At 38.3% G+C, this 25,415-nt stretch carries 25 protein-coding genes, 1 tRNA gene and 2 rRNA genes (1 of these 28 running past the window's edge); 3 read left to right on the forward strand and 25 right to left on the reverse strand.

Translation table 11 applies throughout. The features are described 5' to 3' along the window. The 6 genes from IGI80_RS00885 to IGI80_RS00910 all read right to left on the reverse strand — a co-directional run. Nucleotides 1-251, reverse strand: a 23S ribosomal RNA gene (locus IGI80_RS00885) (it extends 2,662 nt beyond the left edge of the window). 175 nt (nucleotides 252-426) lie between these two features. Beyond that, a tRNA-Ala gene (locus IGI80_RS00890) sits at nucleotides 427-499 on the reverse strand. Nucleotides 500-578: 79 nt separating this feature from the next. Next, nucleotides 579-2,139: ribosomal RNA gene (locus IGI80_RS00895) — 16S ribosomal RNA — on the reverse strand. Together the 16S and 23S rRNA genes with 1 tRNA gene alongside form the textbook arrangement of a ribosomal RNA operon. Nucleotides 2,140-2,573: 434 nt before the next feature. Beyond that, entirely contained in the window at nucleotides 2,574-2,822 is a 249-nt protein-coding gene (locus IGI80_RS00900; protein ID WP_002387756.1) for a hypothetical protein, read from the reverse strand. After that, entirely contained in the window at nucleotides 2,806-3,177 is a 372-nt protein-coding gene (locus tag IGI80_RS00905; RefSeq protein WP_002385270.1) for a hypothetical protein, read from the reverse strand. The genes IGI80_RS00900 and IGI80_RS00905 overlap by 17 nt, the downstream gene beginning before the upstream one ends. A 64-nt stretch (nucleotides 3,178-3,241) precedes the next feature. After that, nucleotides 3,242-3,610: a CvfD/Ygs/GSP13 family RNA-binding post-transcriptional regulator gene (locus tag IGI80_RS00910; protein WP_002365178.1), complete on the reverse strand. Its 369-nt coding sequence runs from the start codon at nucleotides 3,608-3,610 to the stop codon at nucleotides 3,242-3,244. A 183-nt stretch (nucleotides 3,611-3,793) separates the two neighbouring features. Between IGI80_RS00910 and IGI80_RS00915 the strand changes: the two genes are divergently transcribed. Beyond that, the gene (locus IGI80_RS00915; protein ID WP_010821090.1) at nucleotides 3,794-4,960 is read left to right on the forward strand and encodes a MalY/PatB family protein; all 1,167 of its coding nucleotides are present in this window, start codon (nucleotides 3,794-3,796) and stop codon (nucleotides 4,958-4,960) included. A 33-nt stretch (nucleotides 4,961-4,993) separates the two neighbouring features. On the opposite strand, the gene IGI80_RS00920 is transcribed toward IGI80_RS00915, so the two are convergent. After that, entirely contained in the window at nucleotides 4,994-5,200 is a 207-nt protein-coding gene (locus tag IGI80_RS00920; RefSeq protein WP_002359175.1) for a DUF3955 domain-containing protein, read from the reverse strand. A gap of 164 nt (nucleotides 5,201-5,364) precedes the next feature. After that, a complete protein-coding gene (locus IGI80_RS00925) occupies nucleotides 5,365-5,955 on the reverse strand; it encodes a peptidylprolyl isomerase (protein WP_002355150.1) in 591 nt (196 codons plus the stop codon). A 204-nt stretch (nucleotides 5,956-6,159) separates the two neighbouring features. Here IGI80_RS00925 and IGI80_RS00930 point away from each other — a divergent pair, with 204 nt between their 5' ends. Together IGI80_RS00930 and IGI80_RS00935 are read left to right on the forward strand one after the other, a co-directional pair. Beyond that, on the forward strand, nucleotides 6,160-7,170 hold the full coding sequence (locus IGI80_RS00930) for an NAD(P)/FAD-dependent oxidoreductase (protein ID WP_002368301.1): 1,011 nt from the start codon (nucleotides 6,160-6,162) through the stop codon (nucleotides 7,168-7,170). A gap of 148 nt (nucleotides 7,171-7,318) precedes the next feature. Then, nucleotides 7,319-8,281, forward strand: coding sequence for a phosphoglycerate dehydrogenase (locus IGI80_RS00935; protein WP_002355148.1), 963 nt, complete (start codon nucleotides 7,319-7,321; stop codon nucleotides 8,279-8,281). Nucleotides 8,282-8,346: 65 nt separating this feature from the next. Here IGI80_RS00935 and IGI80_RS00940 read toward each other — a convergent pair whose 3' ends face one another. From IGI80_RS00940 to IGI80_RS01020, 17 genes are all read right to left on the reverse strand, one after another. Beyond that, the gene (locus IGI80_RS00940) at nucleotides 8,347-9,900 is read right to left on the reverse strand and encodes a bifunctional metallophosphatase/5'-nucleotidase (RefSeq protein WP_002406273.1); all 1,554 of its coding nucleotides are present in this window, start codon (nucleotides 9,898-9,900) and stop codon (nucleotides 8,347-8,349) included. A 97-nt stretch (nucleotides 9,901-9,997) separates the two neighbouring features. Further along, nucleotides 9,998-11,278: an extracellular solute-binding protein gene (locus IGI80_RS00945; protein WP_002359172.1), complete on the reverse strand. Its 1,281-nt coding sequence runs from the start codon at nucleotides 11,276-11,278 to the stop codon at nucleotides 9,998-10,000. A 23-nt stretch (nucleotides 11,279-11,301) separates the two neighbouring features. Next, a complete protein-coding gene (locus IGI80_RS00950) occupies nucleotides 11,302-12,591 on the reverse strand; it encodes an MBL fold metallo-hydrolase (RefSeq protein WP_128437924.1) in 1,290 nt (429 codons plus the stop codon). Next, nucleotides 12,575-13,393: a carbohydrate ABC transporter permease gene (locus tag IGI80_RS00955; protein WP_002355144.1), complete on the reverse strand. Its 819-nt coding sequence runs from the start codon at nucleotides 13,391-13,393 to the stop codon at nucleotides 12,575-12,577. Before IGI80_RS00955 ends, IGI80_RS00950 begins: the two co-directional genes overlap by 17 nt. A gap of 4 nt (nucleotides 13,394-13,397) precedes the next feature. Further along, a complete protein-coding gene (locus IGI80_RS00960; RefSeq protein ID WP_002355143.1) occupies nucleotides 13,398-14,273 on the reverse strand; it encodes a carbohydrate ABC transporter permease in 876 nt (291 codons plus the stop codon). Further along, nucleotides 14,273-15,406: an ABC transporter ATP-binding protein gene (locus tag IGI80_RS00965; protein WP_002385276.1), complete on the reverse strand. Its 1,134-nt coding sequence runs from the start codon at nucleotides 15,404-15,406 to the stop codon at nucleotides 14,273-14,275. The genes IGI80_RS00960 and IGI80_RS00965 overlap by 1 nt, the downstream gene beginning before the upstream one ends. 146 nt (nucleotides 15,407-15,552) lie before the next feature. Next, nucleotides 15,553-16,491 (reverse strand): glycosyltransferase family 2 protein, encoded by a 939-nt coding sequence (locus tag IGI80_RS00970; RefSeq protein WP_002407364.1) that lies wholly within the window; start codon nucleotides 16,489-16,491, stop codon nucleotides 15,553-15,555. A gap of 203 nt (nucleotides 16,492-16,694) precedes the next feature. Further along, nucleotides 16,695-17,024 (reverse strand): HesB/YadR/YfhF family protein, encoded by a 330-nt coding sequence (locus tag IGI80_RS00975; RefSeq protein ID WP_438722382.1) that lies wholly within the window; start codon nucleotides 17,022-17,024, stop codon nucleotides 16,695-16,697. A gap of 54 nt (nucleotides 17,025-17,078) precedes the next feature. Beyond that, nucleotides 17,079-17,744: a potassium channel family protein gene (locus IGI80_RS00980; RefSeq protein ID WP_002355139.1), complete on the reverse strand. Its 666-nt coding sequence runs from the start codon at nucleotides 17,742-17,744 to the stop codon at nucleotides 17,079-17,081. Nucleotides 17,745-17,847: 103 nt separating this feature from the next. Further along, nucleotides 17,848-18,480 carry a response regulator gene (locus IGI80_RS00985; RefSeq protein WP_002355137.1) on the reverse strand — a complete coding sequence of 211 codons (633 nt, stop codon included), beginning with the start codon at nucleotides 18,478-18,480 and terminating at the stop codon, nucleotides 17,848-17,850. After that, nucleotides 18,455-19,558 (reverse strand): sensor histidine kinase, encoded by a 1,104-nt coding sequence (locus IGI80_RS00990; RefSeq protein ID WP_438722384.1) that lies wholly within the window; start codon nucleotides 19,556-19,558, stop codon nucleotides 18,455-18,457. The genes IGI80_RS00985 and IGI80_RS00990 overlap by 26 nt, the downstream gene beginning before the upstream one ends. Then, nucleotides 19,555-20,286 carry a cell wall-active antibiotics response protein LiaF gene (gene liaF, locus IGI80_RS00995; RefSeq protein WP_002387917.1) on the reverse strand — a complete coding sequence of 244 codons (732 nt, stop codon included), beginning with the start codon at nucleotides 20,284-20,286 and terminating at the stop codon, nucleotides 19,555-19,557. Before liaF ends, IGI80_RS00990 begins: the two co-directional genes overlap by 4 nt. A 150-nt stretch (nucleotides 20,287-20,436) precedes the next feature. Continuing rightward, the gene (gene greA / locus IGI80_RS01000; protein ID WP_002355133.1) at nucleotides 20,437-20,916 is read right to left on the reverse strand and encodes a transcription elongation factor GreA; all 480 of its coding nucleotides are present in this window, start codon (nucleotides 20,914-20,916) and stop codon (nucleotides 20,437-20,439) included. A 260-nt stretch (nucleotides 20,917-21,176) separates the two neighbouring features. Beyond that, entirely contained in the window at nucleotides 21,177-22,562 is a 1,386-nt protein-coding gene (gene mltG, locus IGI80_RS01005) for an endolytic transglycosylase MltG (protein ID WP_002375722.1), read from the reverse strand. 207 nt (nucleotides 22,563-22,769) lie between these two features. Beyond that, nucleotides 22,770-23,447: an HAD family hydrolase gene (locus IGI80_RS01010; RefSeq protein ID WP_002386325.1), complete on the reverse strand. Its 678-nt coding sequence runs from the start codon at nucleotides 23,445-23,447 to the stop codon at nucleotides 22,770-22,772. Nucleotides 23,448-23,521: 74 nt separating this feature from the next. Then, nucleotides 23,522-24,673, reverse strand: coding sequence for a non-hydrolyzing UDP-N-acetylglucosamine 2-epimerase (gene wecB / locus IGI80_RS01015; RefSeq protein WP_002402063.1), 1,152 nt, complete (start codon nucleotides 24,671-24,673; stop codon nucleotides 23,522-23,524). 13 nt (nucleotides 24,674-24,686) lie between these two features. Beyond that, the gene (locus IGI80_RS01020) at nucleotides 24,687-25,178 is read right to left on the reverse strand and encodes a gamma carbonic anhydrase family protein (protein WP_438722385.1); all 492 of its coding nucleotides are present in this window, start codon (nucleotides 25,176-25,178) and stop codon (nucleotides 24,687-24,689) included. Nucleotides 25,179-25,415: the final 237 nt, after the last annotated feature.

Here is a 25,415-nt window from a genome sequence, read left to right on the forward strand (position 1 = left end):
GCCGCTACTCAGGGAATCGAATTTTCTTTCTCTTCCTGCAGGTACTAAGATGTTTCAGTTCTCTGCGTCTACCTCTAATCAGCTATGTATTCACTGAAAAGTAATATCCTATAAAAGATATTGGGTTCCCCCATTCGGAAATCTCTGGATCATAGCTTACTTACAGCTCCCCAAAGCATATCGGTGTTAGTCCCGTCCTTCATCGGCTCCTAGTGCCAAGGCATCCACCGTGCGCCCTTATTCACTTAACCTTATCAACCTTACGGTTGGGTCTTGATCACTTCTTCTAGCGATAGAAGGTTAATCAATAAATAAGCAATTGAACTTATTAAAAACTCATTCAACGCGGTGTTCTCGGTTTGTTTTGATTCTTTTTACTTCAATATCCAGTTTTCAATGAACGAATCTGATAGCAAAAGCTATCAATGGAGCCTAGCGGGATCGAACCGCTGACCTCCTGCGTGCAAAGCAGGCGCTCTCCCAGCTGAGCTAAGGCCCCGAATTTATTTGATTGAGAGTAGACCTCTCAAAACTGAACAAAGTAAAGACGAAATGTGTATTTCCGTAATATTCCTTAGAAAGGAGGTGATCCAGCCGCACCTTCCGATACGGCTACCTTGTTACGACTTCACCCCAATCATCTATCCCACCTTAGGCGGCTGGCTCCAAAAAGGTTACCTCACCGACTTCGGGTGTTACAAACTCTCGTGGTGTGACGGGCGGTGTGTACAAGGCCCGGGAACGTATTCACCGCGGCGTGCTGATCCGCGATTACTAGCGATTCCGGCTTCATGCAGGCGAGTTGCAGCCTGCAATCCGAACTGAGAGAAGCTTTAAGAGATTTGCATGACCTCGCGGTCTAGCGACTCGTTGTACTTCCCATTGTAGCACGTGTGTAGCCCAGGTCATAAGGGGCATGATGATTTGACGTCATCCCCACCTTCCTCCGGTTTGTCACCGGCAGTCTCGCTAGAGTGCCCAACTAAATGATGGCAACTAACAATAAGGGTTGCGCTCGTTGCGGGACTTAACCCAACATCTCACGACACGAGCTGACGACAACCATGCACCACCTGTCACTTTGTCCCCGAAGGGAAAGCTCTATCTCTAGAGTGGTCAAAGGATGTCAAGACCTGGTAAGGTTCTTCGCGTTGCTTCGAATTAAACCACATGCTCCACCGCTTGTGCGGGCCCCCGTCAATTCCTTTGAGTTTCAACCTTGCGGTCGTACTCCCCAGGCGGAGTGCTTAATGCGTTTGCTGCAGCACTGAAGGGCGGAAACCCTCCAACACTTAGCACTCATCGTTTACGGCGTGGACTACCAGGGTATCTAATCCTGTTTGCTCCCCACGCTTTCGAGCCTCAGCGTCAGTTACAGACCAGAGAGCCGCCTTCGCCACTGGTGTTCCTCCATATATCTACGCATTTCACCGCTACACATGGAATTCCACTCTCCTCTTCTGCACTCAAGTCTCCCAGTTTCCAATGACCCTCCCCGGTTGAGCCGGGGGCTTTCACATCAGACTTAAGAAACCGCCTGCGCTCGCTTTACGCCCAATAAATCCGGACAACGCTTGCCACCTACGTATTACCGCGGCTGCTGGCACGTAGTTAGCCGTGGCTTTCTGGTTAGATACCGTCAGGGGACGTTCAGTTACTAACGTCCTTGTTCTTCTCTAACAACAGAGTTTTACGATCCGAAAACCTTCTTCACTCACGCGGCGTTGCTCGGTCAGACTTTCGTCCATTGCCGAAGATTCCCTACTGCTGCCTCCCGTAGGAGTCTGGGCCGTGTCTCAGTCCCAGTGTGGCCGATCACCCTCTCAGGTCGGCTATGCATCGTGGCCTTGGTGAGCCGTTACCTCACCAACTAGCTAATGCACCGCGGGTCCATCCATCAGCGACACCCGAAAGCGCCTTTCACTCTTATGCCATGCGGCATAAACTGTTATGCGGTATTAGCACCTGTTTCCAAGTGTTATCCCCCTCTGATGGGTAGGTTACCCACGTGTTACTCACCCGTCCGCCACTCCTCTTTCCAATTGAGTGCAAGCACTCGGGAGGAAAGAAGCGTTCGACTTGCATGTATTAGGCACGCCGCCAGCGTTCGTCCTGAGCCAGGATCAAACTCTCATAATAAAAGTTAGAACAATCTTGCGATTGTTAAGCTCAATTTGTTTGCTAGCATATTGCTTGCTTGTTAAAAATGTTTGTTGTCTTGAATTGAATCAAGACGCCCTACACATTTGGTTCGTCTATTCTTTGTTCAGTTTTCAAAGGTCTACGTTACCTCGCAGCAACTTTTATATCATAACAAACTTTCGTTCGGATGTCAAGAACTTTTTTAAAAAAGTTTTTTTAAGTTGTTTTGCTCGGTTGTTGTTGCCTGTTATGACAACTTCTATATCTTATCATCTCGTTTGTTATTTGTCAACAACTTTTTTGTTGTTTTTTCAAACTTTTTTCGAGAGATTTGAAATCAAGAATTGTTATTTAATTATTGATTTCTGAATCGCTCAGCTGTGTGACTCGCCTTGCGACATGTAATAATATATCAAGATTTTGATATTTGGTCAACACTTTTTTTCAAAAAAATTAAAAGAAGTTTTCAATCTGTTTTCATTCTTTTCAATTATTTCGTTTTTAAACTTTTTAAATCCTAATTGTCTATCAAAACAGTTTAATTCCTTACTAAAAATCGAACAATTTGAATCATATATTTGAAATAGTTCGATTAACTTTTTTACGTCCAACATAAAAAAAGAAAGAATCTGTTCGATTATCGACAGATTCTTTCTTTTTTGTTTAAAACATTGGGACACCTTCAATATGATATTTTGACCAAATCGTTTTTAATTCTGCAGGTGCTACCCATGTATAGTCTTTATCCATTTCATTTTTAAGTGCTTGTTCATCCATCTCGAAGACAAACAGCGGAACATTTTCTTTATTGATATGCGCGTTAGTTAATTCTACTAAGCTAATTGAAGTAACGTCCAATTGAACCTCTTCTTTGAACCATTGTAGCATACTAGCTAAACCCGTCATCTCATCAGAAACTTTTGCCATCGCAAACTCAATCGCTTCACCTATTGGATGCATCAAAAATTTTTTACTACCATCGTTTAAGTTCAGTATGATTGTTCCAGCGACTTTTTTGTTAGACACGACATCCACCTCAATTAATTTTTAGATTCACTAACAAAAGAAATTGTAACACACTTTCTGAAAAAATACAGAATTATTTTTCAAGCAACTTATCCATTGCTTCATCAATCCATTCTGGAAGTTCTTTGTCTAAGGTTGCAAAGCCAATTTTTTTATTCTTATCCGTAAAATATTTTTTGCGTCGATGGTTCACTGAATGAACCTTGTCTTCAAGGGTTCGTAAAGATAAGCTAATCTTTTGAGAATATTCATCAACATCAATAACTTGAACGGTTACTTTTTGTCCAACGGTTAAGAGTCCATGGATATTTTTAGTAAAGCCAGCTTGTACTTCCGAAACATGAATCAGTCCTTGTGTTTCTTCGTCTAAAGAAACAAATGCGCCATATGGTTGAAGTCCGGTAATTGTGCCAGAAAGTACCATACCAATTTTGTACTTCATCAAATTTCCTCTTTTCATACGATAAATTTCTTTTTCCGTTTCTACTCATTTAAAATAATAGCATTTTTTCAACGTTTGTGCATTATTTCTTCCCTAGTTGTTAAAAGTATTGTTTCATCTTTTAAGCAAAATCTACTATACTATAGGAAGTAAGACTTTATATAGAAGAAAAGGAGTTATCTTATGTTTAATTTTAATGAAACCATTGATCGTCGCCACACGAATTGTGTTAAATGGGACACCGTTGAAACGAGTTACCACGAAAAAGATTTACTACCTTTATGGGTTGCTGATATGGATTTCAAAGTACATCAGCCTATTCTTGATGCCTTGTCACAAGTTATTGAACAGGGCATTCTAGGATATGCGATTGCACCTAATGAACTGTATCAAGCAATTCAAGATTGGCAACGGCAACACCATCAATTGATTGTTGAAAAAGAAGAAATTTTGTTTAATAGTGGCGTGGTACCCAGTTTGGCCACAGCCGTTCAAGCGTATACAGCACCTGCTGATTCTGTCATGATTTGTGATCCAGTCTACCCCCCTTTTGCAGATGTGGTAAAACAAAATGAGCGTAGACTCGTGCGACATTCCTTACTAGAAGTTAACGGACATTATGAAGTTGATTTGGTTAAAATGGAACAACAGATAATCGAAGAAAAGGTGAAACTGTTACTTTTTTGTAATCCCCATAATCCTGGTGGACGTGTTTGGACAAAAGAAGAATTGCTAGCAATTGGCCGTTTATGCCAAAAACACCAAGTAACTGTGGTTAGCGATGAAATTCATCAGGATTTGATTTTCAAACCGCATACCTTCACTTCCTTCACTGTCGCTGATGAAGCATTTAAGGAATTCACTGTTACCTTAACCGCGGCAACGAAAACCTTTAATTTAGCGGGGATTAAAAATTCAATGCTGTTCATTCCTAATGAAAAACTACGGCAATCTTTCGTATCTTTACAAGACAAAAATCATCAAGGCGGCATCAATACTTTTGGCTACGTTGGAACGGCAGCTGCCTATCAAACAGGGGAAGAATGGCTAACGGCGTTACTGGATTATTTAAAAGAAAATATTGATTTTGCCCTTTCCTTTTTCCGTGAAGAGCTGCCTAGCGTTCGTGTAATGGAGCCTGAAGGAACCTATCTTTTATGGTTAGACTTTAGTTCTTATTCACTAACGGATCGAGAACTTCGCGATACCTTAATTCATAAGGGGAAAGTGGTTTTAAATCCAGGAATTAGTTTTGGTCCCCAAGGTTCTCAACACATGCGTTTAAACTTAGCTTGTTCAAAAGAAACTCTCGAAGAAGGCCTTTTACGTATCAAAAAAGCCTTTAATTAAAAACAGCTGTCCTAGTTTTTAGGACAGCTGTTTTTAATTCTTTCTTTTGCGTTTAGTTAAATAAACTCTGACGAACCAGATACCTGAAAATAGAAGTAAAATTTCTCCAATTATGATTGTATAAAATCCTGGTTCATGAACGATTCCTTGCTGATCTACATACGTAAAAAACGTTCCTATAAATGGGAGTATTACTGCAAACAAAGCCAAGGCCATTGGATATCTGTATTTTTCTAACAAATTTGCTTCCTCTCCTTCTATTCTTTAACTCAGTATCCTATAAAGACTTCATTAAAAGAAGAGATTTGGATGCTTTTAAAAAAAAGTTAGTCGTTTTAAGAAAAAAATAAAGAGTACCAACGAATTTGTCCCTCGTTGGTACTCTCTTTTTCAATTGGTTAAACTTATTCACCAATGATTTCAACTGTGTCCATCACGACGTCAAATGTTGGACGGTCTTGGGCATCCCGTTGGACTCCACCAATTTCATCCACTACATCCATACCATCAACAACATGACCAAAAACAGTATGACGGAAGTCTAACCAAGGTGTTCCGCCTTGTTTGTAAGCTTCAATAATTTCTTCTGGAAAACCAGCGTCTTCTAACTGACTCATCATTTGAGCTGGAACATTTTGATTAGTAACAACAAAGAATTGGCTGCCATTTGTGTTAGGACCAGCATTTGCCATTGACAATGCGCCGCGCAAATTGAAAACATCCCGAGAAAATTCATCCTCAAATGCTTCTCCATAAATACTTTCGCCGCCCATTCCTGTTCCGGTTGGGTCACCGCCTTGAATCATAAAATCAGGAATCACACGATGGAAAATAACGCCATCATAGTAGCCCTTTTTCGCTAATTCAACAAAATTTTTAACCGTTTTAGGCGCTTGTTCTGGGAATAATTGAACAGTGATGTCGCCTCGGTTTGTTTTAATGACCGCTTTTGGGCCTTTAGCATTTTCTAAATCTAATTGTGGAAATTGTGACATGAGAATGTCCTCCTAGATAATTATTTTATAGTTCCATCATATCGAAAAATGCTGAAAATTGCTATGATCTTTTTCCAATGATTAAAGAATGCTTTGATTCGTTAGCCAAACTTGCTTTTTTCGAAAAGCCGTGCTATTTTGTGAAGTGTTCGCAAAACGATCAATAGTTGTCTCAACCCTAAATGAATTAGGAGGAATTTTCAAATGTCTGATGAAAAAGATATTTATGATTTAACGATTATCGGCGGCGGTCCTGTTGGATTATTTGCCGCTTTTTATGCGGGAATTCGTAAAGCGAAAACGAAAATCATTGATAGCCTGCCGCAATTAGGTGGTCAGCTAACAATGCTGTATCCCGAAAAATATATTTATGATATTCCTGGATTCCCTGCTATTAAAGCCGGTGAGTTAATTGCCAATTTGGAAAAACAGATGCAGCCATTTCAGCACGATGTTTGTTTGGAAGAAGAGGTCACACACCTTGCACAGGAAGCAGATGGACTTTTGCGCTTAGACACAACTAAAGGCACACATTATTCTAAAACGGTTATCTTTGCGATTGGTAACGGCGCTTTCCAACCTCGACGTTTAGCTATCGAAAATGTTGAAGCCTTTGAAGGTGAGTCAATCCATTATTATGTGACTGACATGAAAAAATTCGCTGGCAAAAAAGTTGCGATTGCTGGTGGCGGCGATTCCGCAATTGACTGGGCTTTAATGCTAGAAAACGTTGCAGAAGAAGTATCTATTATCCATCGTCGCCCACAATTTCGCGGCCATGAACATAGCGTGGAACAACTGGAAAAATCTAGCGTTTCTATCAGAACTCCTTATATCATTAGTGATATTTTAAAGGAAAATGAAACGTTCACAGGCATCCAATTAACGGAGACAAAAGGTGACCAAACATTGGATCTCCCTCTGGATGATTTAATTATCAATTATGGCTTCACTTCTTCTTTAACACACCTCAAAGAATGGGGATTAGACGTTTCTAGAAATGCTATTAATGTTCATTCCGATATGTCAACTAACATTCCTGGTGTATACGCTGTAGGGGATATCTGTTCCTATGAGGGAAAAGTGAAATTAATCGCTACAGGCTTTGGTGAGGCACCTACTGCCGTAAATAATGCTTTACATTACTTACGGCCCGATGCTCGACGTCAACCAGTTCATAGTACAAGTTTATTTGAAAACGGCGTACCTAAATAAGGTTAGCACTGGACTTTAGCAGTTTTTAAGCCAAGGACAAAAATCTAAATCGGATTTTTGTCCTTGGCTTTCTGCTTTACTGAAAAGCCTTTCTTTTTCTCTTTTAAATTTATTTTTGATACAATAAAAAGTGCTAGGAGGAAGAAAGATGAACCAACCAATTATTTATTTAAATGAAGTATTCAATGAAGAACAACTGGAACAAGTGAAAGCTGTGGCGCCCAATTATCTAGTTAAAACATCTACCGATCATTTATCCTCTGCTGAAGAAGAGGCAATCGAAATTATGTTAGGCTGGCATAAAGAAATTGGTCCGCGTTTATTAGCCTCTGATACTAGTCACCTAAAATGGATTCAGCTCATTTCTGCTGGTGCTGATTATATGGATTTTGATAAATTAAGAGAAAAAGGCATTCTGTTGTCTAATGGTAGCGGAATCCATAGTGTTTCTATCTCAGAACATGTTTTAGGCGTTTTATTAGCACATACCCGCGGACTGCAAGAAAGTATCCAACAACAAATGCAACACACATGGAATCAAACAGCCCCTTCCTATCAACAACTTTCTGGGCAAAAAATGTTAATCGTAGGCACCGGGCAAATCGGACAACAATTAGCTAAATTTGCTAAAGGTTTAAATCTTCAAGTTTATGGCGTGAATACCTCTGGACATGTGACGGAAGGCTTCATTGAATGCTATTCACAGAAGAATATGAGTAAAATTATCCATGAAATGTCCATTGTTGTGAACATTCTTCCTTTGACTGAAACAACAAAACATTTATACAATCAGGCACTTTTTGAAAAAATGGCTCCTGAAACAATTTTCGTAAATGTTGGTCGAGGCGCCTCAGTAGCAACGAACGATTTGATAACTGCCTTAAACAATAAAACCATTGCTTTTGCTGCCTTAGATGTCTTTGAAGAAGAACCTCTTCCCGAAGATAGCCCTTTATGGGAGATGCAGAATGTTTTATTAACACCTCATATTTCTGGCATGACACCGAAGTTCAAATCAAAATTACTGGCGATTTTTATTCCAAACTTAAATCAATTTGTGACGGATCAGACCCTCGTCAAAAACCAAGTTTCCTTAAAAAAAGGCTATTAACTCAAAAAAGGCCTTCAACCATCTTTCAAGTAATTGCATGGTTGAAGGCTTTTTTTTGCTATTTTTTACCAGATAACCTTGAAGTTATCATTTGTCGACGCTTGAATGATTGGATGTTTTTTTAAATATTCTGCAATCAGTTCCGTCATATCAATTTGAATTTCTCGAATAATTTTTTCAGGTTGGAACATTTGATAGTTTCCGCCACCGACTGCTCGGTATTGATTTGTCACGATTTCCAAAACATCTTCTGCTTGCACTGCTTTGCCATGATAATTAAGTTTCGTCACTCTTTCACCAAACGGTTGTCTTAAATCAAGCGTATACTCAATGCCTTCATACATATCATAATTATAGTATTGTGGTTTTGGATCGACATATTTCGGGTTAAAAATTGGTTGGCCTTTTTCTAACACAAAATAAGTAGCGCTTTGTTCTAACGCTTCACGGAGGTCTTGTCCAGTGACACGCAATACAGCCAAAGTATTTGGATAAATGTAGTTGGTAATGATATCGCGCATCGTAATTTGATTATTAAATCCTTTGCCTTCATTGTTAAAAAGTGCAGTCCCTGAAATATCCGTTCCGCTTGAAGCCATTTGGACGTTATTAATAAATTCTATATATGGATGTTCTTTGAGGCGTACGGCATTCGGATTTTGAATCGTCATATCCCCTTCCACATTTCCCACTGGTTGGTCAAGCCACTCTTCTACCTCGTCATGTAACGCTGTTGTCAAAGCTAAAACTTCTGTATCTGGTTGTTCGTTTCCAACAGGATGAATAGCTGCGTCACTTCCAATAACGCGATAGCCTTTAGCCATAGGTTCAATTTCTAAAGTAATTTCTCCAACGAAAGCTCCTCGAAAACCTGGTTGAATCACAGGTATTCCATTCAGTTTTGTAGCAATTTCTCGATGTTGGTGACCCGTGACTAAGGCATCAATCCCAGGAACTTTTTCCAATAAATCGTAGCCTTCATTTTCTCCTGTTAGTAATTCCGTGGGTTCCCCTGTTTCTAAATCTTTTTCAAAACCGCCATGGTAAGCGACAACAACTAGGTCCGCTTCTTCCCGCAGTTTTGGCACGTATTCTGCCGCTGTTTCAACGACACTTTTAAACGTTAAATCTTTGACTGTTGCCGGCTGTTCCCAATGAGGAATATATTGAGTCGTCACGCCAAGAATGGCTACTTTAACCCCTTGTTTTTCTATGATGACATACGGCTGACCGAAATAAGGTTGTCCATCTTTACCAAGAATATTGGCAGCTAAAACTGGCTGTTGATAACTGGCAATCGTTTCCTTTAAATAATCTAATCCGTAATTAAATTCATGGTTACCTAAAATGCTAACATCATAATTCATTTGATTAATGATTTTAGTGATGGCTTCCACTGAATGTGTTTCTGCTTTTCTTACGTAGTAACTAAGCGGCGAACCTTGAATAAAATCCCCATTTTCAATTTGAAAAACTGGTCCTTTGGCAGACGCCCGTAACTTTTTCAGCATGGTTGCTGCTTTTGCGGTTCCAAAAGGCAAATCCATCTTTTTTTCACTATAACTTGTTGGCATAATGTACCCATGCATATCACTTGTTGCTAAAATTTTTATTTGCATTTTGTTTCTCTCCTTCTTCCGCCCAAAAGAACAGGAAGGTTAGAACACGAGCCATAACGACTCAGATCCCAACCTCCCACGTCTGTTTATTTATTGATTATTGGTTCCATGCTTGTTCAAATTGTGATGTTGCATCTTTCAATAATTTTTTCGTGTCTTTATTTGATGAAGCAAAAATACTTTCCATAATTGTCCGCATTTCATTATAGGCTGAATCAGCATTTTCTTCTACTGGGATAGCGAATAAATCTTTTACTGCGTTTTCAAGTTGTGCAGGTACTTTGGTTGTCTTAGAATTTTTGTACTCATCACTGTGTAAAACAGATTCTAAAATTGGCATATAACCTGTTTGTTGTGCCCAGTACAATTGTGAATCAGGCGTTGCTAAGAATTTCATGAATTCAAATGCCGCTGTCCGTTGTTCTGGCGTAGCACTATCGAACATATAAATATCTGTTCCTTGTTGTAAGTTGATTTTTTCAGGACGTGGTGCAACACCGTATTCATAGCCACCAGCTTCAGCATCTTTTTGAACAAAACCAGCACCAGCAATACTACCGACAAACATTGCTACCTTTTTGTTTGCAAATGGGCCAGATAAATATTTATCTGAACCAGCTGTGCGGAAGTAACCTGCTTCGATACCATCACGGTAATAGTCCACGACTTCTTGTGAATCTTTGCTTGTTAAATCTAAGTCTTTATTAAAATCAACGCCTTTGTTTTTCATTCCAATTGCGTAATAGTTATTTAACGAGTCAAAACCAGCACCAACGACTTCTTTGTTGGATTTTTCGTAAATTGTTTTAGAAGCTTCTTTTAATTCCTCTAATGTTTTCGGTACTTCAACACCATATTCTTTCAACAAATCAGCATTATAGAATAACATTTCTGTCGATTTATTAAATGGAATGCCGTATTGTTTGCCGTCGATTTTGGCGCCGTCTAATAATACTTCACGAATTGGCTCTGCATCTTTCCAGCCGATTGTGTCATCATCCATATATGGTTTTAAGTCCACTAACATTTCATCTTGTGCAGCATTCCATAACCAGCCTGGGTACGCTTGCGTAATTGTTGGTAAATCTTTTGGTGAAGTTAAAGTCGAATTGATTTTGGCTTGTAAATCTGGGTAAGCAGATTGATTTTGTAATTCCACTTTAATTTTTGGATTTTCTTTCATGAAGTCTTTCGTTAATTTTGTTAACGCTTCTTCTTGAACCCCATTCATTGCATGCCAGAAAGTGATTGTCGTATCTTCCTTCACTTCTTTCACAATATCGTTTGATTCTTTGGCCCCATTACCGTTACCACAAGCCCCCAATGCGAAAATAGCTGCGGTTGCTAACACTGTTGTTGCTAGAGTTTTGAACTTCATTTTTTTCTCTCCCTTAAAAAAATTTATAAAACAATTTGCTCGCCACGTTCTGGCAATATTCTTTCACCATACGGGTTTTCCAGGTTTTCTGGTTTTAACGTATGGATTGGAACCAATACTTGAGGTTCAATCAATGCAATAATTTTATCCAGATCTTCTGGAATTGCATGTCCTGAACAAGCTAAGCGGACAAAAGTAATGTCTTTTTTAGCCAACAAATCTAAAAACACGCGATACTGTGGATCAAAGTCCCCTAACGGTTGTGCATCACTGTGAATGTATAAACTACCTTCTTGGAGGTTGTCAAACTGGTTCACAACTTGCCACAAATAGTCTGTTTTGTCCTTTAGTAACGTGTCATACGGGATTTCTAACGCTGGATTCAATTCTGGTATTTTACCAGATTCAGCATAATAATAACGAACTTCTATTCCAAATACTTCAAGTAACAACGCAGCCATATTTGCTTCTAAAACGACTGTACGTGGTGACTTTTCAATAATCTTAGCAAAACGTTCCACGTTTGCTGGATAACCATTAAAGGTAATTTGTCGATTCGGGTTTTCTAGTTCTAAACGAACCAAGTGCTGAACAAGATCTTCTTCACTGACAACCGCTATTTGGGCTGGATCTGGTTCACGTTCTGGGAAGCTAATGCTTACGCCTTCCATCATTAATAATTCAGTATGTTTGGCTTTTTCACAAAAAGCTAAAGTCTCTTCACGATTATGGCCATGTAAGCGCAAATCACCTGTGTATGTGATGAAATGGTCAGGCGTGCGAATCAGTAATGCCGAAGCACCGTACGCATCATGATCAACAGGTACGATTTCCACTGAAATTTCGCCAACTTTAATCACATCGTTTTTATTAAGACCAATCATTTCTCGGGTAAAATTCTTTTCTTCAAACGGTGATGGAATCAAAAAATCACCTTTTCGATTTAAACTATTTAGAATCATTTTCGTTTCTTTTAGGGTGTACAACGGAACAGCTGGGTCTAAATAATTAATCATGCGTGAATGATCTAAATGGGCATGAGATAAGAAAACAGCGGTGTGTTGATACTCTTTGTCTTCTGTACCATGATATTCATAACCTAAACGTGGATCATATAAGTCTTTTAATTCTGGCACTAAACGATTATTAATTAAGGTTTCAATGTGATCATCGGGCAAATCTAATTCTGGTCGAAATTCTGTACCAAAATCAAAGAAGATGTGGGCATCTTTATACGCCACTTCAATCACGGTTCCTCCAATTGTTAAAATGCCACTGTGAAAAGTCACAGTTGTTTTAGCCTTTGATTCCATTTTTTGCAACTCCTCTGATAATTTCTTTTCTGAAAATCAAGTAAATAATTAAAATTGGAATAACGGTTAATGTTGCAGCAGCCATTTGTAAATGTACGTCACTACCGCTCTCTGTCGCAAAGGCCGATAGTCCATTATTCAATAGACGGTATTTTTTCTCGTTCGTCACCAACAATGGCCACAAGAAAGAATTCCAACTAGAAATGAATGTTAAAATCCCTACTGTTACCAACGCTGGTTTTGACATTGGTACTAAAATACGCCAAATATATTCTAAATCACTAGCGCCATCAATCTTGGCAGCCTTGTAAAAAGTATCAGGAATACCTTTTAAATAACCGTTTAAATAGTAAATATAAAAAATACTAGTTAAAAATGGAATAATTAAGGCGCTGTAAGTATTTAACAAACCTAATTGCGCAATCGTTTGATAATTGGTAAAAATAATAGATTCATACGGAACCATTAACAACGAAATCATCAAAGCAATGACCACATTTTTAAAACGGAACTTCAAACTCGTTAACGCGAATGAAGCTAAAACGGCGGTGACTACCGTAGCAATCGTTGTAACGCCTGAAACAAAGACTGTGTTCAAGAAATACCGAAGAAAGGGTGCTTTTTGAAAGACCTCTGTGTAGTTTTGCCATTGTGGTTGTTTTGGAAACATGGTTGGCGGCATGCTGGTCGCTTCAGAGTAACTCATTAAACCAGCTAAAATCATATAGACAAATGGAAATAACGTAATAACGGCTAAAATGCCTAAGAAAACAAATGCGATAATCGTTAAAACTTTTTTCATTGGCTTATTGCCCCACTTTCTTTAAGAGTTTATTTTGTAAGAAAGTGACCACTAAAATAATCACAAATAAAATCACTGTGGCGGCCATCGCAATTCCGGGACGCCCTGCAATGTGGAATTTGTCATAAATATAGTACACTGCGGTTGTGGCACTGTTGGCAATCCCCGCACGACCACCGAATAAAGCATAAACTTGTGTATAAACTTTAAAGGCGCCAATTAAATTGACCGTTAATAAAAAGGCAATGGTCGGGACTAGCTGCGGAAACGTAATACGTCGGAAAATTTCGCCGTCTGAGGCACCAAACATTTTTGCAATTTTAAAATGTTCTTCATCAATATTTCTCAACCCAGCCAACAAAATAATAATATTAAATGCTAAACTCGTCCAAACCCCAAAAATAATCAATGTTGGCATACTCATTTGAACATTATCTAGCCAGTTGACAGAAGGAATGCCGAAAAAGCCTAAGACGTAATTGACAATTCCATAATCGCCATTAAAGAAGTAACGGAAGACAATCCCAATGGCAATCGTACTCGTTACATAAGGCATAAAGAAAATCGTTTCAAAGAAACTCTTATGTTTAACTTTTTCAAAGATAATCCAAGCAATTGCTAGGGAAATTATCAAGGCAATCGGTACCACAGCAAATGCATAGAGCGCTGTATTTTTTAACGCTTTATAGAAGATTGGATCATTCAATACACGTTGATAATTTTCTAAACCAGCGTAGCGTTGGTTAATTAAGGAACCTTTTTGGAAACTCATCCACAAAGAACGAAACAGTGGATAAACGCTAAACAGTAAAATGATTCCTAATGATGGCAGAAGGAAGAGCCATGCTTTTGGTTGATTTTCTGGATTGTATTTTTTCATTAGTAAACCCGGTCTCCCGCTTCGTTAAAGATAAATACTTTTTTATATGAAAAATCAAAAGATAAAGTGTCTCCTTCTTCAATCGCTTCTTCTACACTTACAATTGATTTCACTTGTTCATTTCCTAATGTAAATCGTAAAATACGTTCTCGACCAATCAATTCCACTAAATCTGTCGTTGTGGTAAAGAGACCTGTTTCAGTTGGTACCACATCTTCTGGACGAGAAGCAAACGTATATTTCCCGTCAGTCATTGGCATTTTAAAGCGTGCTTGCTCAAAACGCTCAAGCGGAATTTCAAAACTTTCGTGGTACATTTTGCCGTCTTTCACTTCAACAGACAATAAATTAATAATTGGGTTACCTATGAACTGAGCAACAAATAAGTTATTTGGTTCTAAGTAAAGGTTTTGAGGTTCATCATTTTGTTGAATAACCCCTTCGTTTAATAAAATAATTTTATCACTGATTGATAGCGCTTCCTCTTGGTCGTGCGTTACAAAGATTGTTGTAATCCCTACTTCTTTCACCAAGCGGCGGATTTCTTCACGAATTTTCAAACGCAAACGTGCATCCAAGTTACTTAAAGGCTCATCTAATAATAAAACATCTGGTTTTTGAACTAACGCCCGGGTAATCGCAACACGCTGTTGTTGACCACCAGAAAGTGTGCCTGGCTTTTTATGGCTTAACTCTTCAATATTCGTTAGTTTCATATATTCTTCGGCAATAGCTTGTGCCTCTGCCTTGGGAACTTTCTTACTTCCTACCGTCAAAGGAAACATTACGTTTTCTAGAACAGTCATATGTGGATATAAGGCATAGTTTTGAAAAACGAACCCGATGTTCCGATCTTTTGGTGCTGTTTTGACAACCGATTGCTGTCGAAACTGAATATCTCCATCACTTGGATGCAATAAACCTGCAATTAAGTTTAAAATTGTGGATTTCCCACACCCACTTGGTCCTAACAAACAAACCAAGTCCCCTTGCTCAATCGTAAAATTGACCGATTTTAACGCTTCAAACCCATTATCGAATACTTTTTTCAAGTCGATAACTTCTATCATGACCCAACCTCCAAAAAAACATTTAATAGCATACCTTTTGATTTTAACATTTATTTCTTGCAACCGCGAGAGCAAAGCTGTTTCATTAAGATAAAAATAGGTAAAGTTAATGTATTTTTTATGTAAAAAATGTTGTTTTTCTGAAAAGCCTGTTTACACTTTTTTTAACGCATAACAAAAAAGCAGAGAATTTTTCTCTGCTTTTTTGGTTATTTTTTAGAATCTTTTTCTGATTCCTTTACAATATAAATAGGTCGTTTTTTCGTTTCTAAGAAAATTTTGCCGATATATTTGCCAATAATTCCTAAACATAATAGTTGCAAACCACCTACAAAAAGTACAATACAAACCATTGAAGGCCAGCCGCTTGTTGGATCACCATTAACTAATGTTCGAAAGATAATCACTAACATTGCTAGTGCAGAACCAATACACGAAAAGGCGCCAACGTATGAAGCAATATTCAATGGTGTTTCTGAAAAATTGACAATCCCGTCAATTGAATAACTTAATAGACTCCAGAAAGACCAAGAGGTTTCTCCAGCAATTCGTTCTCGATTTTTAAATTCAATATATTCTGTTTTAAAACCGACCCAACTAAAAATCCCTTTTGAAAAACGATTATACTCAGATAACTCTAAAATCGCATCGACCATTTGTCGGGTCATGACACGAAAGTCACGGGCACCATCCACCATTTCCGTCTCAGCAATTCGATTAATGAGTTTATAGAACATCCGTGCAAACAAGCTACGAATGGGCGGTTCGCCGTCTCTTGTTATGCGTCGTGTGCCAACACAATCTAAATCTGTACTGGTTTCAATCATCTCAATCATTTGAGGTAATAACTCGGGCGGGTCTTGTAAATCAACGTCCATGACTGTCACTAAGTCACCTGTTGCTTCTTTTAAACCAGCGTATAAGCCTGCTTCTTTCCCAAAATTTCGTGAAAAAGAAAGATAACGGACCTTCTCTGGATGTTCGCGATAAAGCTGTCTTAAAACAGCTAACGTCTTATCTTTTGAGCCATCATTCACAAATATATATTCTACTGAATGAGACAGTTGCTGGCTAATTTTTTCTACTTCTTCAAAAAACAGCGGAATCGCTGCTTCCTCATTATAACAAGGGACAACAATTGATAACATTTTATTTCCTCCACACTTCAGTTAATTATCATTATACCATATAATAGCCTTATTAAATAACGATATCCAACTAAAAATAACTTAAATAGAAAGAACCTGAGAAAAAATCCAAAACGATTTTTTCTCAGGCTGACTAGCGGTTAAACGAAAGCAACAGAAATAGTCCTACGCACTACTTCAGCCTCTTTTGTTTAGCACTAAAATTATTTTGTTAAATCTTCTTGGTTTGCTTCAAATTGATAACGCGGTTCATCATTCTTTTCATCATAATCAACAATCAAATCATACCCTTTAAAGAACCAATCATCTGTTTCTTCAATAAAATAGGTAATCCCATCTAGGTTCTCTTTAATCATTGGCTCATCTGGCGCTTCTACAGACATCGCAATGGAAAAACCATCATGAACAGGTGTTTTTCCGTAAATTTTTTCGAAAAAACGAATGCCTGTCTCAGGCTGAACCCCGGTTTCTTCTTTAAACCATTGTTGGGCTTTCGGTGTCACTTCTAATTTCATTCTTTGTTCCTCCTTCACATCTCTGTCGCCATTTATTGTAGCACAGCGCAGTGCTTTTAGAGAATAAAGTGCTTAGCCATTCATTTTTTCATCTAATAAATCCACGTCTGCGGTATCACCGATAACTAATAAATTGTCGTTTTCTCGAACAATTTCAGAAGCATCTGGCGAAGCAATTACTTCTGTTTTCGAGCGGCGGATCGCTACCACAGTTAAACCAAATCGCTGACGGAAATTTAATTCTGCTAAGGTTTTATTGTAAAATTTAGGATTGGTGACCCGAACCTCAGCTAATGAAAATTCGCTAGATAATTCAATATAATCTAAAATATTGCGTGAAACAAGTTTGTGAGCAATTCGAATGCCCATATCCCGCTCTGGGTGAACGACCATGTCTGCCCCAATTTTATCTAAGACACGGGCATGATATTCATTGACTGCTTTGGCTAAGACATTGGGAACCCCCATCTCTTTAACCATTAATGTTACTAAAATACTCGCTTGAATATCTTCACCAATTGCCACCACTACGTGATCAAAATTCCGAATCCCTAAAGAACGCAACGTCATTTCATCTTGGGCGTTAGCCACCACTGCATGCGTTGCAATATTCATATATTCATTGACACGGTCTTCACTGCTGTCAATGGCCAAAACTTCTTGACCAGCTTCCACCAAAGTTTGGCATATGCTGCCGCCAAAACGTCCTAAACCAATAATTGCAAAATTTTGTTTCATTTCTTCTGACCGCTCCTGTCTGTTCGTTAAAATTAGTATAACAAATCCATAAATAAATTCCTAGAAGGATTTCCTAGAATTTATTTATGGATTTATCTGATATTTATTTGGCTAAACCATGTTGAAAAGCATAAATCGCCGCTTGGGTCCGATCATCCACATCTAGTTTTGCTAAAATGTTTGAAACATGTGTTTTAACTGTTTTCAAAGTGATAAAGAGTTCATCAGCTATTTCCTGATTACTTTTACCTTGTGCAATCAACATTAAAATTTCGTGTTCCCGGTTTGTCAAATCTTCGTGCAGCACCGGCTCTTGTTTTTTTGTCAACCGTTCCATCATCTTATGCGTCACTTCAGGTTCCAACACACGCTCTCCGCGATAAGTCGCCCGAATTGCATCAGCAATCTCATGTGCTGTTGATGTTTTTAATAGGTAGCCCGCTGCACCAGCTTCAATCGCCGGATACACTTTTTCATCATCAATAAAACTCGTCACAATAATAATCTTGGCTTCTGGCCAATCTTTCAAGATCGCTTTTGTTGAATCAATGCCGTCCATTTCTTCCATTACCAAATCCATCAAAATAACATCTGGACGTAGTTCCAATGCTTTTTCATAGCCAATCTTACCATTTTCTGCTTCGCCTACGACTTCTATATCCTCTTGAATAGATAAATATGATGAAACGCCTAAACGGACCATTTCATGGTCATCCACTAACATTACTTTGATCACTTGCAGTTTCCTCCTTTATGACAGGAACTTTAATTTCAACGCTGGTTCCCTGCCCTTTAAAACTAATAATTTTAACTGTACCGCCCATGCCGACAACACGTTCTCGAATATTATTTAAGCCATAACTACCGGCTTTATTACTTTGTTCCTTCATATCAAAGCCGACACCATCATCAACAATACGCAATAACACGTTTTTATCGACTTGGTGTAAGTATACCTCTAATTCCTTTGCATTGGCATGTCTTAAGGTATTTGAAAGTAATTCCTGCACAATTCGGAAAAGATGATCCTCAATGCTGCTATTTAAATGAACATCTTCAACATCCCAAATCAATTCAATTTTAATTTTTGTTTGTAGTTCTTTCAGTAATTGTTCAATACCTTTACGCAAACTTTTTCCTTCTAGACTGATAGGACGCAAGTGCAATAGTAACGCGCGCATTTCCGATTGGGAGGCATTAATGATTTCTGCCACCATGGCTAGTTGTTTGCGATATGGTTCCGGGGTTTCTGTTCGTTGTGCTTGTTCATTTAAGGCAGACAACATCATCATGGCTGCAAAAAGTTGTTGACTGACTGAATCATGCAACTCCCGCGCCAAACGATGCCGCTCGTTCTCTAAAATTTCTTCTTTTGTTTGCCCATCCATTAATTGCGGTCGACTGTTTAATAATTGCAATTCTTTAGACATCTCTAATAATTTATTTTTAATCGACCAAATATCTTGTTCGACTTCGGTTAGATAATGATCTTGATTTTCACTGGTCGTTGGTTTGTTTAAGACTGGACTTTCATAATTACCGTTGGCCAATAACCGAAGTTTTTCTTCAATCCGTCCATATTGCCCTTTTTGAACCAATGAAATCAGTAAAAAGGTCAATAAGCCTATTAGTAAGGATATGAGAACAATGTGCACAATTAGTGGTAAATAAAAGACTTTTCTCTGAAGAAGCTCTAATAGCCACCGGTTTTGTTTAATCGAATGAAAATATGAAAACAATGTAATTAAGATAACAATAAAGGTGCTAAGGGACGCATATAATGAAATCATGCGTCTTGAAATCCGATCGGTCATACACGGATCACCTCAACATCTCCTACTAAAGTGTTCGTCATAATTTTCAAACGACGAAGATTGGTATCATAATCATTGCTGTAAATTTTTAATGATTCGTTTTTCAATTGATATTTTTCTTCTTCAAAACGTACCGTTCCGTAAAAAGTTGAATGTTCTAACAAAATAGCTACACCTAACGGCACTAGAATTCGCGTGCGGCCAAAACCTTTACGAATAATAATAATATTGTCTTCTTTCGGTAGTAGCGTATTACCTAAATCAATAATGGTGTCCCCAGAGATTAAATCAATATTGATATCGTCCCATTCATAGATATTGTTACCAATGCGTTCGTTGGCAAACCAGCGGCGTTTAAATCGTTTGCCATTTTTAGGTTCTTTTGCCGCCGTCTCCACCATAATCATTTGTTTTTTACGCCAAGGTGCTCGCTCAGCTATATCCACGCCTGAGATCTCAAAGCCTTTTAAGCCGATAAAGAGTACGCCAAAAATCAACATAAACCAAACAGCCGTGCTGTTCATTGCACCAATGACAATAAAAACAACGCCGAGGACGAATTGAAAGTTGTTAAAATGTGTTTTAGATGCTTTCCTGGAAACGTAGGCCACAAGTAAAATGCCAATTGTTAATAAAACAGCTAATCCAGGATTATGTACAATTTGCCATAACGCCAGAATAAAAAGTAATGCTTCTGCGACGATAAAAAAGCGCCAAGGGTTATTCATAGATTTGCCTCCTCCCTCTGTCATTTATTTTACTCGTTTATTTTATTTAATCATAGTGGTTTGCGCCTCAGGTTACCATAGGACTTTAGCCCTAAATGTCTTAGATTGCGAAAGGACAGGCCTTGGAAGCTGCCTGCCCTACTCAATTATTTAGTTTGCTTCAACTTTTGTAATTTTAACTGTCATGTCGCCACCAGGTGTTGCAATAATCACTTGGTCACCTAATTGTTTACCAATTAAGGCTTGCGCAATCGGTGAATCGTTAGAAATTTTACCAGAAAATGGATCGGCTTCGGCACTTCCTACGATTGTGTATTCCTCTTCTTCTCCATCAGGCAATTCTTGGAAAGTAACTGTTTTACCGATGGAAACTTCGTCTTGGTCCACGCCATCATTATCGATGATTTCTGCAAAACGAATCATATTTTCTAACGTTGTAATACGTCCTTCAACGAAAGCTTGTTCATCTTTAGCTGATTCATACTCTGAGTTCTCTGAAAGATCCCCAAAGCTACGAGCGATTTTAATACGCTCTACGATTTCTTTACGTTTAATTGTTTTTAATTCTTCTAGCTCTTGTTCTAATTTTTCTTTTCCTTCAAGAGTCATTGGATATACTTTTTCTACCATGTTAATTCTCCTTTTTCGCTTAACGATACGTAGTTCTTGGTTGGTTATTGAAAAAAATTCCGCTTTCAATCCACAAAAGAGTACCACGCTTTTTCTAAATTGTAAATATAATTATTGAATTTTTGTGATTTTGCTAAATTTTATTTATATAAATTTCTAGTTGCTACTCTTTCCCTCTGCTAAACAGATTACTTTTTGAGTATCTAAAAGCTTGGTGAATCATACAAAATTGATTCACCAAGCTCTTTTATGTTTTCATTTTATTCACTACTTGAATTATTGACATACTGATCTACTAATACTTGATGTTCTTCATATGTTTTTGAGAAGTAGACTTTTCCTGTAGAAATATCTGCTACAAAGTATAAATAGTCACTTGGTGTCGGATTCAAGACTGCTTTAATTGACTCCTCACTTGGGCTATCTAATGGTCCTGGTCCATAACCAGTATTTTTATACAAGTTATAAGACGAGTCCACTTCCAAGTCAGCATACGTTACAGTTTCTTTGTGTTCTCCTAGAGCATACAAAATAGAAATATCTGATTGGATCGGCATATCGGCAGCCAAGCGGTTAAAGAATACTTGCGCAATTTGTTTGCGGTCTGCTTCTTTGACTCCTTCTTTTTCAACCAATGAAGCTAACGTTAAGACTTGCTGATTGGTTAAATTCTTTGCATGAATTGTCGGCGTATATTGTTCCATTACTGTGTTCATTTTAGCAATCATTTGTTCGACAAATTCAGGAAGTGTTGCTTTTTTGTAGTAATCATAAGTTGCCGGGAACAAATAGCCTTCTAAGCGATAACGAACACCTTCTGCAGTTGCAGCACTTTCAAGTAAATCAGGATACTTAGCTTTCATTTGATTGAAGAAGTCTTCGTTTTTCATTAATGCAATGAAATCTGCTTTCTTGAAATCTGTATTTTTTTCAATAGCTTCGCCAATTTTATCTATATCGTAGCCTTCAGGAATCGTTACTTTGCCATCTGCAATTTTAGTTGGTTCTGGCGTGCCTCCTTCTTTTAGCATTTCACCAATTTCATCGAGTGTCATGCTTGGAGACATTTGATAATAGCCCGCTTGAAAATCTGTTAAGTTTTTAAATTTTACGTAGTAGTTAAAAACCATTCCGCTTTTAATGACGTTGCTTTCTTCTAAAACCGCAGCAATTTGCTTATTAGAAGATCCTTCTGGGATATGCACTTGAACAAGCTTCTTATTGTTCTTGTCTAGTGGTTGTAGCCCAGCATCTACATATTTATAAAAAGTAAACCCAAAGATTGCCATCATTAAAACCAATACAGAAACTACAATTAACACGATACGACCGACTAAACGATCTTCTTTTTTACGTGTTTGTTTTTTTGTATTTGTTGGCTTTTCGTCTGTTTCAATCGGGGTTGGCTCTTCGACTGTCTGTGTTGTCTTGTCTTTCCCACGTCTTCGAGCAGCTCTAGAACCTGCACGTGTTTGTGTTGTGCGGCTCGCTGTTTCTTGTGATTCATCAGATGAAGGTTGGGGAGACCTATCATTTTTTTCAGAGGAATCAGGTTGATCGCCATCATTTCTACCTTTTAAAGACCCAGTTACTTGATCTCTAAGCGAAGATTTGGGATCTTGGTTATTTTGGTTATCATTAGCCAAAACTAACCCTCCTTACTATTCTATCGTTTATGACTGAAACTATTATACATGAAACCTCTTTAAAATTAAATGTTTTTAATAAAAAGACCGTCATTCCCCGATAAAAAATTCATCATTGACAACGTTTAAAGCCTATGATGGCGCTTTTCTATTGAAACGATAATAAATCTTAAAATCCTCCTAAATTTATCGAAAATCCATTTTCTATTAAGAATTTTGTAGCAAAATAGCACCTAAGTCTTTAGGCGATTGTACTAGGAATGTTGCTCCCGCCTCTTGTAATTCTGTTTCTTCACCAAATCCATACAAGACACCTATACTATCTAAGCCATTTTGTTGAGCACCAAGAATGTCATGATTACGATCACCAACCATGATAATCGCTTCTTTGGTTGGGTCTAATTGAGCTTCCGTTAATGCATACTGAATCACATCTGCTTTTTTAGAACGATGACCGTCCATGCTCGCTCCATAGATGCCTGTAAAATAACGATCTAAATCAAAATGAGTAATAATCTTTTTAGCAAATTCTTCTGGCTTGGAAGTCGCAATGTATAACTTTGCTCCCGCTTCCTTTAACCTTGTTAACACTTCTGGAATCCCTGGATACACATGGTTTTCAAACATGCCTTTTCTCTGATAATACGCTCGATAATGACCCACGGCTTGTTGCGCTGCTTCAGCTGAAGGCGCCATGTGCAAAAACGACTCATATAAAGGCGGCCCTATGAAAGAACGTAACGTCTCCTCGCTAGGAGCTGGCCAGCCTAATTGTTCTGTTGCATATAAAATAGAACGCATAATGCCGCTACCAGAATCCGTAATTGTGCCATCTAAATCAAATAAAATCGTTTGATACATCTTCACTTCACTACTTTCTAGCATTTTTTGTCTAATTGATTCTTCAAAATAAGATACGCAAAAGAAGCACATTTTTCAGCGCTTCTCTGCCTTTTTATTTATTTTGCTGTAAACGTATCTGGTTTTTTATCTGATTGCTGCATTTCATAGGCAATGGCTTCAACGATTCGACGGCTAGCTTGACCATCCCCATACGGATTTTGTGCATGCGCCATCGCGTGGTAAGCATCAGAATCAGTCAATAATGTTTTCGCCTCTTGATAGACTACTTGTTCGTCTGTACCAACCAATTTCAATGTTCCTGCCGCTACGCCTTCTGGACGTTCCGTTGTATCTCGTAAAACTAAAACTGGCACACCTAAGGAAGGAGCTTCTTCTTGCACACCGCCAGAATCAGTTAAAATTAACGCACTTTTCGCTGCAAAATTTTGAAAATCTTTGACGTCCAATGGTTCAATTAAATGCACACGAGCTAATTCACCTAAATGTTCCGCTACTATTTCACGGACTTTGGGATTTTTGTGCATAGGGAAAATGACTTCAATTTCTGGATGTTCCATTACAAGTCGACGAACAGCTTTAAACACATTTGCCATTGGCAGGCCTAAATTTTCACGACGATGCATTGTGATTAGTACAATGCGTTGGTCTGTAGGGATTTTTTCCAATAAATCATTTTGATAGTGGGCATCAACGGTGTACGCCATCGCATCAATCGCTGTATTGCCAGTTACATAAATATGTTCTTCTGGATGATTTTCTTTGATTAAATTGTCCTTACTTTGAGTGGTTGGGGCAAAATAAATATCAGTTAACACGTCTACCAGTTGACGATTCATTTCTTCCGGAAACGGAGAATATTTTTGCCAGGTCCGCAATCCTGCTTCCACATGTCCCACTGGAATCTGTTGATAAAAAGCAGCTAACGCAGCCGCAAATGACGTGGTAGTATCGCCATGAACCAAGACAATATCCGGCTGTTCTGTCACAAGAACCTCAGTTAATAAATTCAAAACACGACTTGTAATATCTGTTAAGGTTTGCCCATCTTTCATGATATTTAAATCATGATTCGGTGTAATTTGAAAATCTTCTAACACTTGATCCAACATTTGGCGATGTTGCGCTGTTACGACTACTACAGAGTCAAATCCTTGACTTTGCTCTTCTAAAACTTTGATTAAAGGGGCCATTTTGATTGCTTCTGGCCGTGTTCCAAAAACCGTCATTACTTTAATTTTCTTCATCATTTTCCTCCTAATTCTATGTTAGTTTCGGGTATTTTTGTTGGCGAAATTCTTCTGCTCGTTGAATATAATGTAAGGCGTTCGTATGATTACTGGCTATTTCTGCTGCCGTTAACGGACGGATAACCTTCGCGGGTCGACCAAATGCTAAAACATTTGGCGGGATAATTTTGCCTTCTGTCACTAAAGAGCCCGCACCAATCAGGCTGTTTTCTCCAATAATAGCGTTATTTAGAATCGTTGAACCCATGCCAATCAAAGCACCATCACCGATTTTACAACTGTGTAACATGCATTGATGGCCCACCGTTACATACTTGCCTACAATTGTCGGGGCATCTTCATCAACATGAATAATCGTGCCATCTTGAATATTACTACCTTCACCAATGGTAATTGTGTTACTGTCACCTCTTAAGACCGACTGAAACCAAATATTACTATCCTTCGCTAGTTGTACGTTTCCATAGACATCTGCACTAGCAGCAATAAAATATTCTTTTTTCAAACTCTGTCACCTCTTTTCATTAAGTATAGACAAGAATTCCTCACTTTCATAGTAAAAAAGACAAGAAAAGAGCGTGGGACAAAAATCACTTTGGATTTTTGCTCCACGCTCAAAAACTGATAAACGGCGGGAACAAAAGCAACTCCTTCGGAAATAAGCCGGAATTCTCCAAAAATTACAGAACAATTTTCGGAAATTCCTTCTTATTTCTCGGAGTTAAACGCTTCTGTCCCGACC

Origin of the sequence: Enterococcus sp. DIV1420a, assembly GCF_051712165.1 — a bacterium.
Classification (GTDB): Bacteria; Bacillota; Bacilli; order Lactobacillales; family Enterococcaceae; genus Enterococcus; species Enterococcus faecalis.